The sequence below is a fragment of the uncultured Xylophilus sp. genome (assembly GCA_913776965.1).
In the GTDB taxonomy this organism is placed as follows: Bacteria; Pseudomonadota; Gammaproteobacteria; order Burkholderiales; family Burkholderiaceae_C; genus Xylophilus.
The window spans coordinates 35,321-50,666 of record CAJYQL010000015.1 but is presented as its reverse complement, the minus strand read 5'-3'; the positions used below and the strand labels follow the sequence as shown (position 1 = coordinate 50,666).

The window sequence follows — 15,346 nt, the reverse complement described above, 5'->3', positions numbered from 1 at the left end:
TGCCCATCAGCGTGACCGGCGCCAGGTCGCGGGTCGGGCTGTACGACAGGTTCTTGTAGAGGGCCGGGTTGAACACCATCGTGCCGTTGTCGGCCGACATCACGGTGTAGCCGTCGGGCGCGGCACGGGCCGTCTCGGCAGCGCCGAGCGCCGTGTTGCCGCCGGGCTTGTTGTCCACCAGCACCGGCTGACCGACCTGGGTGGACCAAGTCTGCCCGATGGTGCGGGCCAGGAAGTCGCTGCCGCCGCCGGCCGCGTACGGGACGATCCAGCGGACCGGCTTGGCCGGGAAAGTCTGCGCCATGGCGCCGGCGGTGGTAGCGAGCAGGGCAACCGCGAGTGCGCGGCGGGTGAGGTTGGCGATCATCGTGTCTCCGGAAACTGTGTGCGCGTAATCTACATACGCAATGCGTAATTTCCAGAGGGCAAACCCTGAACCGGTTGGCTCTACAGTGCGTCCATGACCGACGCCCGCCCCATGCCAGAAATGCCATCGCCCGCCGGTGGCGACCGCGGCCGCCGGCAGCGGGTGCAGGCGGCCGAAACCGGGCTGGCGGTACTGAAGGGCCTGGCGCGCCTCGGCGGCCGCGCGAGCCTCACGGCGCTGGCGGCGCATGTCGGCGAAAGTCCGGCCAAGGTCCACCGCTACCTCGCGAGCCTGCAGCAGGAAGGACTCGTCGCGCAAGACGGCGGCTCGCAGCAGTACTACGTCGGGCCGGAGGCGATCCACATCGGCCTCGCCGCCATGCGCCAGGCCGATCCGATCCGGGTCAGCGAAGCATCGCTGCAGCGGCTGCGCGACGAACTGCGCGCCACCTCGTTCATCGCGGTGATGGGCAACAAGGGGCCGACCATCGTGCGCTTCGAGGAATCGGGCCTGCCGGTCACGGTGAACGTACGGGTCGGCTCGGTGCTGTCGCTCGTCTGGTCGGCCACCGGCCGCGCCTTCCTGGGTCTGCTCGACTCGTCCGAGGTGCGGGCGCTGGCCCAGGAAGAGCTGGCCACGTCGCCGGCCGAGGCGCTGGCGACGCTGGACGCGGCCGATCCGCTCGGCGCACTGCGGCGTGCGGTACAGGCGGCCGGCTGCGCAGTGGTGCGCGATACGTATCAGCGCGGCATCAGCGCGGTCGCGGCTCCGCTGTTCGACCACACCGGTCGGCCCTGCGCGGTGCTGACCTCTCTCGGCGCGACCGGCGGCTTCGACCCCGCCGCGGACGGCCGGATCGCCGCCACGGTGATGCGCGAAGCGGCACTCGCCAGTACGCAGCTCGGTCACCTTCCGGCACGCTGAGGGCCGCGCGCGCGGCGTACAGTCGCTGCATGCCTTCCACGCCGCCCGTTTTCCCGCCAGGCACGCCTGCCAGCCGCCAGCATTCGCACGTCTTCGACCAGGGCAATCCGCTGGCCGAGCGCAACACCCGCTTGGCGGTGCTGCTGACCTTCGTGACCATGGTGGTGGAGATCGCAGGCGGCTGGTACTACCACTCGATGGCATTGCTGGCCGACGGCTGGCACATGGGCTCGCACGTGCTGGCGCTGGGGCTGGCCGCCGGGGCGTACGCCGCGGCACGGCGCTGGGCTGGCGACCGGCGCTTCAACTTCGGTACCTGGAAGATCGAGGTGCTCGGAAGCTATACCAGCGCGATCCTGCTGCTGCTGGTCGCGGCGGCGATGGTGGTGCAGTCCGGCGAGCGGCTGCTGACGCCGGCGCGCATCCAGTACGACCAGGCGATCGCCATCGGCGTGGTGGGTCTGCTGGTCAACCTGGCCTGTGCGTGGCTGCTGCGCGGCGGGCATGCGCACGGCCATCACCATGGCGAGCACGGCCACGGTCACGCCCACCACGAGCACGACCATGCGGCGCATGCGCACAGCCATGCCGACCTGAACCTGCGCGCCGCTTACCTGCATGTCGTGGCCGATGCCGCGACCTCGGTGCTGGCCATCGCCGCGCTGTTCGGCGGCAAGCTCTGGGGTGCCGACTGGCTCGACCCGGCGGTGGGACTGGCCGGCTCGGTCCTCGTCGGCGGCTGGGCGATTGGCCTGTTGCGCACGTCGGGCCGGGTGCTGATCGACGCCGAGATGGATGCGCCGGTGGTGCAGGAAATCCGCGAAGCGCTGGCCGACGGCCCGGTGCCGGTGCGCATCGACGACCTGCACGTCTGGCGGGTCGGCAAGGGCAGTTACGCGTGCATCCTGTCGCTGACGGCCGACGGTCCGCTCTCGGCGGACGACGTGCGCCGACTGCTGTCGGTGCACGAGGAGATCGTGCACGTGAGCGTGGAGATCAACCCCGCGTTGGCACCCACGCCGGTGTGACCGGCGAGCGGGCCTTCAGGTCGTCGGCGGCAGGGGCGGGCGCAGACGCAGGTTGCCGATCCGGTTGTCGAGGGTGTCGCCGTTGAGGTGTTCCAGCCGCGCCGGCGGCCAGTCTCCGTGGGTGAACAGCCAGGCGAGGTTGTGGCCGAGGCAGGGCGTGCCGCGCACGACGATGCTGAGGTAGCCCTCGTCGTTGACCGTGCCGGCCTGCGCACCGGCCCGGGCGCGGGGCCGGTCGCGCAGCCAGTGGAACAAGCCGGTGTCCGGAGCGTAGTGCAGGAAGGCGCGGACGGTATCGGGGCTGATGCGGTGGCGGATCGGGATGGCAAGACTCCAGTGGATATCCGGCCATTACGCAGTGCGCATCCGTCCGGTTTCAAACCCCACGACGCGTGGGACATTCCCGCCGCGGAAAGGCCTTGGGCAGCCAAGAGGCCGCCGATTCAGCGCGGCGCCAGCCGGATCGCGCCGTCGAGCCGGATCACCTCGCCGTTGAGCATGTCGTTCTCCAGGATGTGGCGCACCAGCCGCGCATAGTCCTGCGGCGTGCCCAGCCGCGAGGGGAAGGGCACGCCGGCAGCCAACGCGTCCTGCACCTCCTGCGGCATGCCGAACAGCATCGGCGTGCCGAAGATGCCGGGCGCGATCGTCATGTTGCGGATGCCGCTGCGCGCTAGGTCGCGGGCGATCGGCAGCGTCATGCCGACGATGCCGCCCTTCGAGGCGCTGTAGGCCGCCTGGCCGATCTGCCCGTCGTAGGCGGCGACCGAGGCGGTGGAGATCAGCACGCCGCGCTCGCCGGTCGGCTCCGGCGCGTTGCGGGCCATCGCATCGGCGGCGAGCCGGATCATGTTGAAGCTGCCGACCAGGTTGACCATCACGGTCTTGCTGAACAGCGCCAGCCCGTGCGGGCCGTTCTTGCCGACCGTCTTCTCGGCCGGGGCGATGCCGGCGCAGTTCACCAGGCCCGCCAGCATGCCGAGCGACGTCGCCCGGGCGACCACGGCCTGCCCATCCTCTTCAGACGCCACATCGCAGCGGACGAAGGCACCGCCCAGCTCGGCCGCCAGCGCCTCGCCCCGCTCGGCCTGCAGGTCGGCGATCACCACCGTGCCACCCGCGCCCGCCAGCATGCGCGCCGTGCCTTCGCCCAGCCCGGAGGCTCCGCCGGTGACGATGAAAACCTTGCCTGCGATGTCCATGAAAGTGCCTTATGACGTTGACGTAAACGTCAATTATGGCGGCGTGCCGGCGGTCGGCGATCGGGTCCGACCCCGATAATCCGGCGCCTTTCGCCCCCCCCTGTCGTCGCACTTTCATGTCCTGCTCGCCTTTCCGATTCATCGCCTGTGCCGCGGCTGCTGCACTGGTCGCCTGCTCGTCTGCTCCGCCCGCGCCGGCACCGGTCACTGCAACTCAGGCGGTCCGGACAGCACCGAAGATCGGCCTCGCCCTTGGCGGCGGCGCAGCCCGGGGGTTCGCGCACATCGGGGTGATCCAGGTGCTGGAGGAGGCTGGCATCCGCGCCGACGTCGTCGCCGGCACATCGGCCGGGAGCCTGGTCGCTGCGCTTTATGCCAGCGGCCGCACCGGTGCGCAGCTGCAGCGCGCCGCCGTCGCGATGGAGGAGGCTGCGCTCACCGACTGGACCGTGCCGTTTTTCGGCCGGGGCATGCTGCGCGGGGAGGCGCTGGCACGCTATGTGAACGAGCAGGTCGGCCAGCGGCCGATCGAGCAGCTGCCGATGCCGCTGGGTGTCGTTGCGACCGATCTGGCGAACGGCCAGGGCATGCTGCTGCGGCGCGGCAGTACGGGAACCGCCGTGCGCGCATCCAGCGCCGTGCCCTCGGTCTTCCAGCCGGTGACGATCGGCGGACGGGACTATGTGGACGGAGGCCTGGTGTCGCCGGTGCCGGTGCGCTACGCCCGGGAGATGGGCGCGGGCGTGGTCATCGCGGTCGATATCTCCAGCGCACCCGAGGGCAATGCCGTCGGCGATGCGCTGCGCATCCTGCTGCAGACCTTCGCGATCATGGCGCGCAGCATCAACCACTTCGAGCTGCGCGAGGCCGATGTGGTGGTGCGTCCGGCCCTCGCGGGCGTGGGTAGCGCCGACTTCGGTGCACGGCTGAAATCGATCGAGGCTGGGCGCGCCGCGATGAAAGCGGCGCTGCCGGCACTGCGCGCGGCGATCGAGGCCAAGACGCGCTGAGCGCAGGCGGGGCCAGACGCACAAAAGCCCGGCAGTGCCGGGCTTGTGTTTATCTCAGCGGTCGGACCGCGCACCGCACGAGCGGTGCGGCGGGCGATCAGCGCTTGCGGGCGGCAGCAGCGGTGGAGGCTGCGGCGTTGCTGGTGTTGCGAGCGGCGTTCACGGCGCTGGCGGACACGGCGTTGTAGTTGGCTTCGGCGACTTCGGACGCCTGCTTGACAGCCTTCTGCACCGATTCGAATGCGTTGTTGGCGGCAGCGACAGCGCTCTTCATCACGGCGACGGCGGTTTCGGAACCGGCCGGTGCGTTGCGGGCGGCATTGTCCACCATGCCGGCGAAAGCCTTCTGGGCTTCGACGGTCTTGCCTTCCATCGCCTTGCCGAATTCGGCGCCGGTGCCCGAAGCGATGTCGTACAGGTGACGGCTGTAGGCGGCGGTCTTCTCGGCCAGCGGCTGCAGCATGCCGGCGTGCAGCGCGACGAGTTCCTGTGCGTCCTTGACGCTCAGCACGGCCTGGGTGTGCTCGGCGGCATCCGACAGTGCAGCGCGGGAAGCGGTGAGGTTCAGCTCGACCAGCTTTTCCATGCCTTCGAAAGCCTTCGACGTCAGGCCGAAGAGGGTTTCCATGTTGGCCTTGTGTGCGGCGAGGATTTGTTCAGCGGTAACGGACATGTCTAACTCCTTTTGTTGAGATGAACGGGGCCCAGACGGGCCGGCTCGCTGCATCCAACCACTCATGTTGCAGTGCAGCATGAACGTCATTATTCGTCAGTCGTACACCAAGAGCAAGCTTTTTGTTGCGGTGCAGCAAAAATGACGCATAACCGGGCGTATCAGGTGTGACAAAGGAGAGTGGGCAGAATCGACGCTCATGCACGCCACCCCTTCCGGCCGGCCTTCCGCCGAACCCCGCAGCGCCTACCGCGCCTTCCGCACCATTGGTACCCGGTGGGCGGACAACGACATCTACGGCCACGTCAACAACGTCGTGTACTACAGCTGGTTCGACACCGCGGTGAATGCCCACCTGATCGCCGAAGGCGCGCTGGACATCCACCACGGCACGACGATCGGCCTGGTGGTGGAGACCCAGTGCCACTACTTTGCACCGCTCGCATTCCCGCAGAACATCGAGGCCGGCCTGCGGGTCGGCCGGATCGGCAGTTCCAGCGTGCGCTACGAGATCGGCCTGTTCGCGGAAGGCGAGGTGCAGACCGCGGCCTGCGGGCACTTCGTCCACGTCTACGTGGACCGGCTCACCCGCCGGCCGGTGGCGCTGCCCCCCGCACTTCGAACCGTTCTCGAAGCGCTGCAGGCCTGACCCGTCGGCAGAGGGCGGCCGGCGCTTCCGGTCCCGCCGTCTCGCCGTGTGCTGTCAGGGCGTGAAGGTATCGCCCAGCACGATGCCCTCGCGCCGCGGGTCGGCGCCGCCTTCGTAGATAGCGGTACCGGCGCTCGACGGGATGCGAATGATCGTCGCGATGCCGCTCGACTGGGCCGCGGTCGAGACCGTGTGGCCGAGCGCGCGCAGGCCGGTGATCAGCGGGTCGTTGTTGCCGCCGTTGGAAGTGTCGATCCGCGGATGCTCGCCGCCGACGTTGGTGGTCGGGCTGTTGGCCGCGCCGAAGTCGACCAGCGACGTCGCCTGCTGCGCATTCAGCCCCCAGTCCAGCGCCCCGACCAGCGTCTTGGTGACGTACTGGATGATGGTGGCGCCGCCCGGCGATCCGGTGCCCAGCACGAAGTTGCCGATGCCGCCGTCAGCGCTCTTCGCGAACACCAGCGTCGGTGCCATCGAGCTGCGCGGCCGCTTGCCCGGCTCCACCTTGTTGGCCACCGGCAGACCGGCGCTGTCGGTCGGCGTGGCGGAGAAGTCGGTCAGCTGGTTGTTCAGCAGGAAGCCTTGGGTCATGTGGAACGAGCCCATGCTGGCTTCGACCGTGGTGGTCATCGACAGCGCATTGCCCTGGCGGTCCACGATGGTGAAGTGGGTGGTGCCGTTCTCGTTGACCGAGGTGCGGCCGAGTGGCGCGGTACCGAACACGCCCGGCTGCGCGGTGCCCATGCTGCGGCTGGTGCTGATCAGCGAGGCCCGGGCCTTCAGATAGTTCTTGTCGAGCATCGCCGCGGTGCTGCCGCCGGGCAGCGGCATGAAGTCGGTGTCGGCCACGTACTTGTCGCGGTCCGCGTAGGCGAGGCGGTTGGCTTCGCTCACCAGGTGCACACCGAGCACCGTCGGCTTGCCGCCTTCCAGGTCGATGCCCGTCGGCTTGTAGGCTGCCATGTCGAAGTTCTCCAGGATGCCGAGCGACTGCGCGACCGCGATGCCGCCGGACGACGGCGGCGACATGCCGCACACCCAGTACGACCGGTAGGTTGTGCAGACCGGGTCGCGGCGCTTCGCCTGGTAGCCGGCCAGGTCGGCCAGCGTGGTCAGGCCGGGCGTGATCGCGACCGCGGGCGTGCCGCCGCTGGTCACGCGGATCTTGTCGACGATGCCCTGCGCGACCGGGCCGGTGTAGAACGCATTGGCACCCTGGGTGCTGATCGTGGTGAGGGTGCCGGCATAGGCCGGGTTGCGCAGCACCGTGCCGAGTGCCTTGGGCGAGCCGTCGGCGTTGAGGAAGTAGGCCCGTGCCTCGCTGTCGTGGGCGAGGTCGTTGGCGCTGCCGGCAATCGCGGCGGCCAGCCGGCCGCTGATGCGGAAGCCGTCGTTGGCGAGCGTGATCGCCGGGTTGAACAGATCGCGCCAGGGCAGCCGGCCGTGGTCCTGGTGGACGAGGTCGAGCATGCGCACTGCGCCGGGCGTGCCGATGGAACGGCCGCTGGCCCGTGCGCCGGTCGGCAGCGGCGCGGTGCGGTCGGTGTCGCTGACCCAGCGCAGGTAGTTCTCGGTCGCGGCGGCGGGCGCCGTTTCGCGGCCGTCGTAGGCCTGCACCCGTTGACGGGCCGCGTCGTAATACAGCATGAAGGCACCGCCGCCGAGGCCGGACGATTGCGGTTCCACCAATCCGAGGACCGCCTGCACCGCGACCGCGGCATCGGCTGCATTGCCGCCGCTGCGCAGCACCTCGCAGCCGGCTTTCGAGGCGAACGGGTTGGCCGTGGTCACCATGTAGCTGCGCGCATAGGTGGCGCGCTTGCCGGTCATGTAGCCCGAGGCCGGCTCCGGCGCCGCCGGGTCGCCGGCCAGGCCCGAACCGACCACCACGCTGCCGCCGCTGGTGGTCGACAGCGCGCAGGCGCCGGCGGTCGTGTCGGCCGCGACGGTATCACCGCCCCCGCCGCCGCAACCGGCGAGCAGCAGGGCGGCGAACAAAGGCAGCGCCTTCGGCGGCAGCATCGAGACGCGGCCAGGTGCTGCGGTTGGCAGGGGGGGCGAGGAGGAGGGCGACATGGAAGGATCTCCGGCGAATGAGGGGGACGTGCCCGGTCGGCACCGGCGCAGCATACGCCGCCGGAACCGTCGCCGACAGCGGGCGAACGCCGGACCGGCCCGCGGCGCGTCCGGAGGGGGACAGCGCAACCCCGGATCGGCGGCCGCCCGGAGCCGCGCACCCCGGCGAGGCACAATGGACGGCTCGCCCGCACCGCCGGCTTCGGCCGCGCGCCCCGCCATGATCATCTCCAGCCTCCTCGACACCGACCTGTACAAGTTCACGATGATGCAGGTGGTGCTGCACCAGTTTCCGGGCGCGCATGCGGAGTACCGCTTCAAGTGCCGCAACCCGGGCGTGGCGCTGGCACCGTTCGCCAACGAGATCCGCGACGAGATCCGCGCGCTGTGCCGCCTGCGCTTCCAGGAGGACGAGCTGGCCTACCTGCGGTCGATGCGCTTCATCAAAAGCGATTTCGTCGATTTCCTCGGCCTGTTCCAGCTCAACGAGCGCAACATCACCGTCACCGCGCTGGACTCCGGCGACATCGACATCGCGATCGAGGGGCCGTGGCTGCACACCATCCTGTTCGAGATCCCGGTGCTGGCGATCGTCAACGAGGTCTATTTCCGCAACACCCGCCCGACTCCCGACTTCGCCGCCGGCCGTGCGCGGCTGGACCGGAAGATCGACGCGCTGCAGGGCGACGGCCTCCAGGCGCTGAAGATCGCCGACTACGGCACCCGCCGGCGCTTCAGCCGGTCGTGGCACGAGGAGGTGCTGCGGGTGCTGGCGAGCCGGCTCGGGACCGGCGCCGACGGGCAGTTCGCCGGCACCAGCAACGTGCTCTACGCGATGAAGCACGGCCTGACACCGCTGGGCACCATGGCCCACGAGTACCTGCAGGCCTGCCAGGCGCTCGGCCCGCGGCTGCGCGACAGCCAGGTGTTCGGCTTCGAGACCTGGGCCAAGGAATACCGCGGCGACCTGGGCATCGCGCTGTCGGACGTCTACGGCATGAGCGCCTTCCTGCGCGACTTCGACATGTATTTCTGCAAGCTGTTCGACGGCGCGCGGCACGACAGCGGCGACCCGTTCAGCTGGGGCGAACGAATGCTGGCGCACTACGCCCAGAACCGCTGCGACCCGCGCACCAAGACGCTGATCTTCAGCGACGGGCTGACCGTGCCGCGCACCATCGCGCTCTACCGGCAGTTCCACGGCCGCTGCCAGCTGGCCTTCGGCGTCGGCACCAACCTGACCAACGACCTGGGCGACCCGCCCGAGCATGTGCCGCTGCAGATCGTCATCAAGATGGTCCGCTGCAACGGGCAGCCGGTGGCGAAGCTGTCCGATACGCCGGGCAAGGGCATGTGCGACGACGAGAAATACCTCGCTTACCTGCGGCAGGTGTTCGACATCCCGCCGGCGGCATGAAGATTGCGCGCACGATCGCCTGCGGCGCGGCGACCGGGCTGCTGCCCCTGCTGGCTGGTGCGGCGGAGATCGACGGTGCCGCGCTGTCGCGCACCTGGGCCCTGCCGTTCGCGGGCCTGCTGTTGTCGATCGCGCTGGTGCCGCTGGCGGCGCCGGGCTTCTGGCACCGCCACTTCGGCAAGATCGCGGCGGCCTGGGCGCTGGCGTTTCTCCTGCCCTTCGCTGCCGTGGCAGGCGCGGGCGCAGCGGCGGGCGTCGTGCTGCATGCGCTGCTGGCCGAGTACCTGCCGTTCATCGTGCTGCTGACTGCGCTGTTCACCGTGTCGGGCGGCATCTACCTGCGCGGCAACCTGCACGGCAGCGCCGGGCTGAACACTGGCCTGCTCGCGGCCGGCGCGGTGCTGGCCAGCGTGATGGGCACCACCGGCGCGGCGATGCTGCTGCTGCGGCCGCTGATCCGCGCCAACGACAACCGGCGCCACCAGGTGCACGTCGTTGTGTTCTTCATCTTCATCGTCTGCAACGCCGGCGGCGCGCTGACGCCGCTCGGCGACCCGCCGCTGTTCCTCGGATTCCTGCAGGGCGTCGGGTTCTTCTGGCCGCTGGTGCATCTGTGGCCGCACACGCTGCTGCTGGTGGGGTCGCTGCTGGCGATCTTCCATCTGCTGGACCGCGCCTATTACCGCCGCGAAGGCACGCTGCTGCGCGACCCGACGCCGGACACGCAGCGCATCGGCATCGACGGCGCGCGCAACTTCGCGCTGCTCGGCGCCGTCGTCGCGCTGGTGCTGATGAGCGGGCTGTGGACCCGCGCGCCGGCCTTCACGGTCGCGGGCGTCCCGGTGTCGGCCGCATCGCTGCTGCGCGACGCCGGATTGGTCGCGGTCACGCTGGTCTCGCTCGCGATCACGCCGCGCACGGTGCACGAGGCCAACCGTTTCGCCTGGGCGCCGATGGCCGAGGTCGCCAAGCTCTTCGCCGGCATCTTCGTCACCATCGCGCCGGTGATCGCGATGCTGCAGGCCGGCGCGGGCGGGCCGTTCGGCGCGGACGTCGCCGCCGTGACCCGGCCCGACGGCCAGCCCGATCCGGCGCTGTACTTCTGGGCGACCGGCCTGCTGAGCGGCTTCCTGGACAACGCGCCGACCTACCTCGTCTTCTTCCACACCGCCGGCGGCGACGTGCCGGCGCTGACCACCACGCTCGCACCGACGCTCGCCGCGATCTCCGCCGGCGCAGTGTTCATGGGCGCGCTCACCTATATCGGCAACGCCCCGAACCTGATGGTCCGGGCGATCGCGGTCGACCGCGGCATCCCGATGCCCGGCTTCTTCGGCTACATGGCCTGGTCCTGCGGCGTGCTGCTGCCGCTCTTTCTGCTCGTCACCTTCGTCTTCTTCCGCCCATGAACGCACCTTCGCGCAAGCCCGCCGTCCTGGTCACCCGGGCCGTTTTCCCCGAAACCCTGGCACGCTTGGCCGACCACTTCGAGGTCGAGGCCAACGAGGCGGACGATCCGTGGAGCCCCGCCGAACTGCAGGCGCGGCTGCAGGGCAAGGCCGGCGCGCTGACCACTGGCAGCGAGCGCATCGACGCCGCGCTGCTGGCGGCCTGCCCGGACCTGCGCATCTGCGCCAACATGGCGGTCGGCTACAACAACTTCGACGTGGATGCGATGGCGGCGGCCGGCGTGGTCGCGACCAACACGCCCGACGTGCTGACCGACACGACGGCCGACTTCGGCTTCGCGCTGTTGATGGCGACCGCCCGCCGCATCACGGAGAGCGAACACTATCTGCGCCGCGGGGAATGGAAGCGTTGGCGCTACGACATGTTCGCCGGCACCGAGGTCTCGGGCAGCACGCTCGGCATCATCGGCATGGGCCGGATCGGGCAGGGCATCGCCCGCCGCGGCGCCCACGGCTTCGGCATGGACGTGATCTACCACAACCGCTCGCGGCTGGCGCCGACGCTGGAGGCCGAATGCCGGGCGCGCTACGTCGGCAAGGAGGAACTGCTGCGCACCGCCGACCACGTGGTGCTGGTGGTGCCGTACAGCGCCGAGTCGCACCACACCATCGGCGCGGCCGAGCTGGCGCTGATGAAGCCGACCGCCACGCTCGTCAACATCGCGCGCGGCGGCATCGTGGACGACGCGGCGCTGGCCGCCGCCTTGCGCGAACGCCGCATCGCCGCCGCCGGCCTAGATGTCTTCGAGGGCGAGCCGCGCGTCCATCCGGACCTGCTGGCCTGCGACAACGTGGTGCTCACCCCGCACATCGCGAGCGCCACCATCGCCACCCGGCGCGCGATGGCGACGCTGGCGGCAGACAATCTGATCGCGTTTTTGGAAGGAAAAGGGCCTGTGACGCCCATCCCACCTGCGGATGGTGCTACTAAATCAGTAGCGAAGGGCGCGGCTTGAACGAGGGGGCGGCAGCCGGCGCCGGGATCGTCGGCGTAGTGGTGCTGCTGGCGGCGCTGGCCGGCCTCGCGGTCGGCTGGTGGCTGGCGCGCCGCAGCGCCGGTGCCGGCACCGATGCGCTGGTCGATGCGGCCGTGGGGCAGGCGCGCGCGGCGGCCCAGGCCGAACAGGCGACGCTGCAGGAGCGGCTGCGCGGCCTGGCGGTGGAACGCACCCGGCTGCAGGAGGAGGGCCAGCAGCAGCGTGCGCAGGCCGACCGGCTGCGCGACGAACTGGACGACGCCCGCGCCCGCATCGCGACGCTGGGCACGCAACTCGACGCCGAGCGTGCGCAGGCCGAGGACAAGATCGCCCTGCTGCAGGAAGCGCGCGAAGGCATGGCGCACCAGTTCCGCAGCCTCGCCCACGACATCCTGGAGGACAAGAGCCGCCGCTTCACCGAGCAGAACCAGGCGCAGCTCGGCCAGCTGCTCGATCCGCTGCGCAGCCGCCTGCAGGAGTTCCAGGGCCGGGTCGAGCAGTACTACGACACCGAAGGCAAGGAGCGCTCGGCGCTCGCGCAGCAGGTGGTGCAGCTGATGCAGCTCAACCAAGTGCTGAGCGACGAGGCGCGGCACCTGACGCAGGCCCTCAAGGGCTCGTCGAAGACCCAGGGCAACTGGGGCGAGCTGATCCTGGAGCGGGTGCTGGAGTCCGCCGGCCTGCGCCGCGGCGTGGAATACCACACGCAGCAGAGCTTCACCCGCGAGGACGGCAGCCGGGCGCAGCCCGACGTGGTGGTGCACCTGCCGGAGGATCGCACCCTGGTGGTCGATGCGAAGGTCTCGCTGGTGGCGTACGAGGAATGCGTCCGGGCGACCGACGACGTGCAGCGCGCCGCGGCGCAGCGGCGGCATGTGCTGTCGATCCAGACGCACATCGCGCAGCTGTCGGCGCGCAACTACCAGCAGCTCTACCAGCTGAAGACGCTCGACTTCGTGCTGATGTTCGTGCCGGTCGAGCCCGCCTTCATGCTGGCCGTCGCGGCCGACGACCAGCTGTTCATGGACGCCTGGCGGCGCAACGTGCTGCTGGTCAGCCCGTCCACGCTGCTGTTCGTGGTGCGGACGGTGGCGCACCTCTGGCGGCAGGAGCAGCAGAATCGCAATGCACAGGAGATCGCCCGCCGCGGCGCCGATCTCTACGACAAGCTGGCGGCCTTCGTCGCCGACCTGGAAGGCATCGGCCGTTCGCTCGACAGCGCGCAAAAGTCGTACGGCGACGCGTTCAAGCGCCTGAAGGCGGGGCGCGGTAATGCCATCGCCCAGGCCGAACGGCTGCGCGACCTGGGCGTGAAGCCGACCAAGTCGCTGTCGCCGCAGGCGCTGGAAGGCGCGCTGCCCGATGCGCTCGCGCCGGCCGAACCCGACGCCGAGCCGCAGGCGCGGCTGCTGCCATGAGCCTGCAGATCGGCCGGGTGATCGCGGCGCAGGTGTTCATTCATTCGGCGATGGCCGGCGCCCGGCTGACGGTGCCGCTGCTGGCCCTGCAGCAGGGCCACAGCGCGGCGTCGGTCGGGGTGCTGGTCGCGCTGTTCGCGCTCAGCCAGGTGTTCCTCGCGCTGCCAGCCGGGAGGTTCGCCGACCGGCACGGGGTGCGGCACCCGGTCACGCTCGCAGTGCTGGTCACCGTGGCCGGCTGCGCGCTGGCGGCGGTGCTGCCGGTGTATGCGAGCTTCTGCCTTGCGGCGCTGATGAGCGGTGCCGGCACCGGCACCACCGTGATCGCGCTGCAGCGGCACGTCGGCCGCGCCGCCCAAGGCGCGGCCGCGCTGCGCAAGGCGTTCAGCTGGCTGGCGATCGCGCCGGCGGCCGGCAACTTCGTCGGCCCGTTCGCCGCCGGACTGCTCATCGACCATGCCGGCAGTGCGCCGCAGGACCTGTGGGGTTTCCGCATCGCGTTCGTCGTGATGGCGCTGCTGCCGCTGGCCGGCTGGCTGATGATCCGCGGCGTGACCGAGGTGCGGCAGCCTCCGCCGCCCGCGGCGACCGGCGTGCCGCCCCGCGCCTGGGACCTGCTGCAGGCGCCGATGTTCCGCCGGCTGCTGTTCTGCAACTGGCTGCAGTCCTCCAGCTGGGACGTGCATGCGTTCGCGGTGCCGCTGCTCGGCCATGCGCGGGGTTTGTCGGCCTCGACCATCGGGTCGATCCTGGGGGCGTTCGCGATCGCCGCCGCGCTGATCAGGATCGTGCTGCCGGTGCTCACAGCCGGCCGGGAGGAGCGCGACGTGATCGCGGTGTCCACCCTGGCGACGGCCGCGATCTTCGTGGTCTACCCGCTGATGCCGACGCCGCTCCTGATGGGCGTCTGCTCGGTGCTGCTCGGCTTCGCGCTCGGCGCGGTGCAGCCGATGGTGATGAGCATGCTGCACCACATCACGCCAGCCGAGCGGCAGGGCGAGGCGCTCGGCCTGCGGCTGATGTGCATCAACGCGTCGAGCGTCGCGGTGCCGATCGTCTTCGGCGCGGCGGGCGCGCTGATCGGCATCTCGGGCCTGTTCTGGATCGTCGGGGCCGGGGTGGGCTGGGGCAGCCGCGCGGCGCGGGGTCTGGCCCGCAGCGCTCCGGCACCGAAGGCGGACTGAACCGCAGCCGCTCCTGCGCGCAGGGCTGTGGCGCAGGTGGCCCGGTCAGCCCGCAGCACGGATCGCGGCGACCGACTCCAGCAGTTCGCCCACCTTGAACGGCTTGCGCAGCGTATGCCGCGGCTCGAAGCCGGCGAGCCGGCTCGCCACCATTGCGGGCGGCGGTACGTAGGTGAGGGCGATCACCGGCAGGTCTGCCGGGCTCGGGAACATGCCGGCCCGCAACTGCTCCAGCAGCGCCAGCGCCTCGGGGCCGTCGCCCATGTCCAGCACCAGCCCGCCGAAGCGCCGGCTTTCCAGCAGCGCCTGCGCCCGCGCGACGCTGGTCGCCTCCTGGAAATCCACGATCCGCAGCTCGCGGCCCACCGTCACCATCGTGCGGCGCATGACGAACTGCGGCTCGACCAGCAGCATGTTCGGCAGGGTCGGTGCGGCGGTCATGGCGCATCTCCCGCATCGGCCTCGTCCCGGCCGACCAGCGCCTCGTTCACCAGCGTGCGCAACGCTTCCAGCACCGCCAGCTCGACCGGGCCGAGCGTGCGGGGCCTGTGGTCCAGCACGCACAGCGTGCCGACGCGCTCGCCGCCCGGCGCCGACAGCGGCGCCCCGGCGTAGAACCGGGCATACGGCGCGCCCGTCACCAGCGGGTTGTCCGCGAAGCGCGGGTCCTGCTGCAGATCCTCGACCACGAAGGTCTCGGGCTGCAGGATCGCGTGCGCGCAGAACGCGATGTCGCGCGGGCTCTCCGGCGCGTCGATGCCGATGCGCGACTTGAACCACTGCCGGTCGCCGTCCACCAGGCTCACCAGCGCCATCGGCATGTCGAGCTGCTCGGCCGCGAAACGCACCACGCGGTCGAACCGCTCCTCGGGCGGCGTGTCGAGCACCAGCAGGGCGCGCAGCGCCGCGAGCCGGGCATCCTCGTCGGGGGGCAGCGGTGCGGGCGTCATGG

General features: G+C 70.6%; 16 protein-coding genes. 9 read left to right on the top strand and 7 right to left on the bottom strand.

What is annotated here, in order from left to right; all coding sequences use genetic code 11:
* Positions 1-367 (bottom strand): tripartite tricarboxylate transporter substrate-binding protein (locus QZ500_RS01785; RefSeq protein ID WP_295850057.1); only part of this gene is annotated, 367 nt, incomplete at its 3' end.
* A 93-nt stretch (positions 368-460) separates the two neighbouring features.
* Between QZ500_RS01785 and QZ500_RS01780 the strand changes: the two genes are divergently transcribed.
* Positions 461-1,291, top strand: a complete 831-nt coding sequence (locus QZ500_RS01780; protein WP_295850055.1) for an IclR family transcriptional regulator — start codon at positions 461-463, stop codon at positions 1,289-1,291.
* 29 nt (positions 1,292-1,320) lie between these two features.
* Positions 1,321-2,319 (top strand): CDF family Co(II)/Ni(II) efflux transporter DmeF, encoded by a 999-nt coding sequence (gene dmeF, locus QZ500_RS01775; RefSeq protein ID WP_295850052.1) that lies wholly within the window; start codon positions 1,321-1,323, stop codon positions 2,317-2,319.
* Between the two features lie 15 nt (positions 2,320-2,334).
* On the opposite strand, the gene QZ500_RS01770 is transcribed toward dmeF, so the two are convergent.
* Together QZ500_RS01770 and QZ500_RS01765 are read right to left on the bottom strand one after the other, a co-directional pair.
* Positions 2,335-2,574 (bottom strand): HNH endonuclease, encoded by a 240-nt coding sequence (locus QZ500_RS01770; protein WP_295850050.1) that lies wholly within the window; start codon positions 2,572-2,574, stop codon positions 2,335-2,337.
* Positions 2,575-2,762: 188 nt separating this feature from the next.
* The gene (locus tag QZ500_RS01765) at positions 2,763-3,521 is read right to left on the bottom strand and encodes a 3-hydroxyacyl-CoA dehydrogenase (RefSeq protein WP_295850049.1); all 759 of its coding nucleotides are present in this window, start codon (positions 3,519-3,521) and stop codon (positions 2,763-2,765) included.
* Positions 3,522-3,637: 116 nt separating this feature from the next.
* Between QZ500_RS01765 and QZ500_RS01760 the strand changes: the two genes are divergently transcribed.
* A complete protein-coding gene (locus QZ500_RS01760) occupies positions 3,638-4,531 on the top strand; it encodes a patatin-like phospholipase family protein (RefSeq protein ID WP_295850047.1) in 894 nt (297 codons plus the stop codon).
* Positions 4,532-4,628: 97 nt separating this feature from the next.
* Here QZ500_RS01760 and QZ500_RS01755 read toward each other — a convergent pair whose 3' ends face one another.
* Complete coding sequence (locus QZ500_RS01755; protein ID WP_295850045.1) at positions 4,629-5,204, bottom strand: phasin family protein; 576 nt, start codon at positions 5,202-5,204, stop codon at positions 4,629-4,631.
* 199 nt (positions 5,205-5,403) lie between these two features.
* Here QZ500_RS01755 and QZ500_RS01750 point away from each other — a divergent pair, with 199 nt between their 5' ends.
* A complete protein-coding gene (locus QZ500_RS01750) occupies positions 5,404-5,853 on the top strand; it encodes a thioesterase family protein (protein ID WP_295850044.1) in 450 nt (149 codons plus the stop codon).
* A gap of 54 nt (positions 5,854-5,907) precedes the next feature.
* Here QZ500_RS01750 and ggt read toward each other — a convergent pair whose 3' ends face one another.
* Positions 5,908-7,875 carry a gamma-glutamyltransferase gene (gene ggt / locus QZ500_RS01745; RefSeq protein ID WP_295850060.1) on the bottom strand — a complete coding sequence of 656 codons (1,968 nt, stop codon included), beginning with the start codon at positions 7,873-7,875 and terminating at the stop codon, positions 5,908-5,910.
* Between the two features lie 274 nt (positions 7,876-8,149).
* Here ggt and pncB point away from each other — a divergent pair, with 274 nt between their 5' ends.
* The 5 genes from pncB to QZ500_RS01720 are packed head-to-tail and all read left to right on the top strand — an operon-like array spanning position 8,150 to position 14,394.
* On the top strand, positions 8,150-9,346 hold the full coding sequence (gene pncB / locus QZ500_RS01740) for a nicotinate phosphoribosyltransferase (protein ID WP_295850041.1): 1,197 nt from the start codon (positions 8,150-8,152) through the stop codon (positions 9,344-9,346).
* Positions 9,343-10,755, top strand: a complete 1,413-nt coding sequence (locus QZ500_RS01735) for a sodium:proton antiporter (RefSeq protein WP_295850038.1) — start codon at positions 9,343-9,345, stop codon at positions 10,753-10,755. Before pncB ends, QZ500_RS01735 begins: the two co-directional genes overlap by 4 nt.
* Positions 10,752-11,771 carry a D-glycerate dehydrogenase gene (locus tag QZ500_RS01730; RefSeq protein WP_295850036.1) on the top strand — a complete coding sequence of 340 codons (1,020 nt, stop codon included), beginning with the start codon at positions 10,752-10,754 and terminating at the stop codon, positions 11,769-11,771. Before QZ500_RS01735 ends, QZ500_RS01730 begins: the two co-directional genes overlap by 4 nt.
* Positions 11,768-13,210: a DNA recombination protein RmuC gene (gene rmuC, locus QZ500_RS01725; protein WP_295850034.1), complete on the top strand. Its 1,443-nt coding sequence runs from the start codon at positions 11,768-11,770 to the stop codon at positions 13,208-13,210. The genes QZ500_RS01730 and rmuC overlap by 4 nt, the downstream gene beginning before the upstream one ends.
* Positions 13,207-14,394: an MFS transporter gene (locus tag QZ500_RS01720; protein WP_295850032.1), complete on the top strand. Its 1,188-nt coding sequence runs from the start codon at positions 13,207-13,209 to the stop codon at positions 14,392-14,394. Before rmuC ends, QZ500_RS01720 begins: the two co-directional genes overlap by 4 nt.
* A gap of 45 nt (positions 14,395-14,439) precedes the next feature.
* Here QZ500_RS01720 and QZ500_RS01715 read toward each other — a convergent pair whose 3' ends face one another.
* Both QZ500_RS01715 and QZ500_RS01710 read right to left on the bottom strand, forming a co-directional pair.
* Entirely contained in the window at positions 14,440-14,835 is a 396-nt protein-coding gene (locus QZ500_RS01715; RefSeq protein WP_295850031.1) for a response regulator, read from the bottom strand.
* The gene (locus QZ500_RS01710; RefSeq protein WP_295850029.1) at positions 14,832-15,344 is read right to left on the bottom strand and encodes a GAF domain-containing protein; all 513 of its coding nucleotides are present in this window, start codon (positions 15,342-15,344) and stop codon (positions 14,832-14,834) included. Before QZ500_RS01710 ends, QZ500_RS01715 begins: the two co-directional genes overlap by 4 nt.
* Between the last annotated feature and the right edge of the window lie 2 nt (positions 15,345-15,346).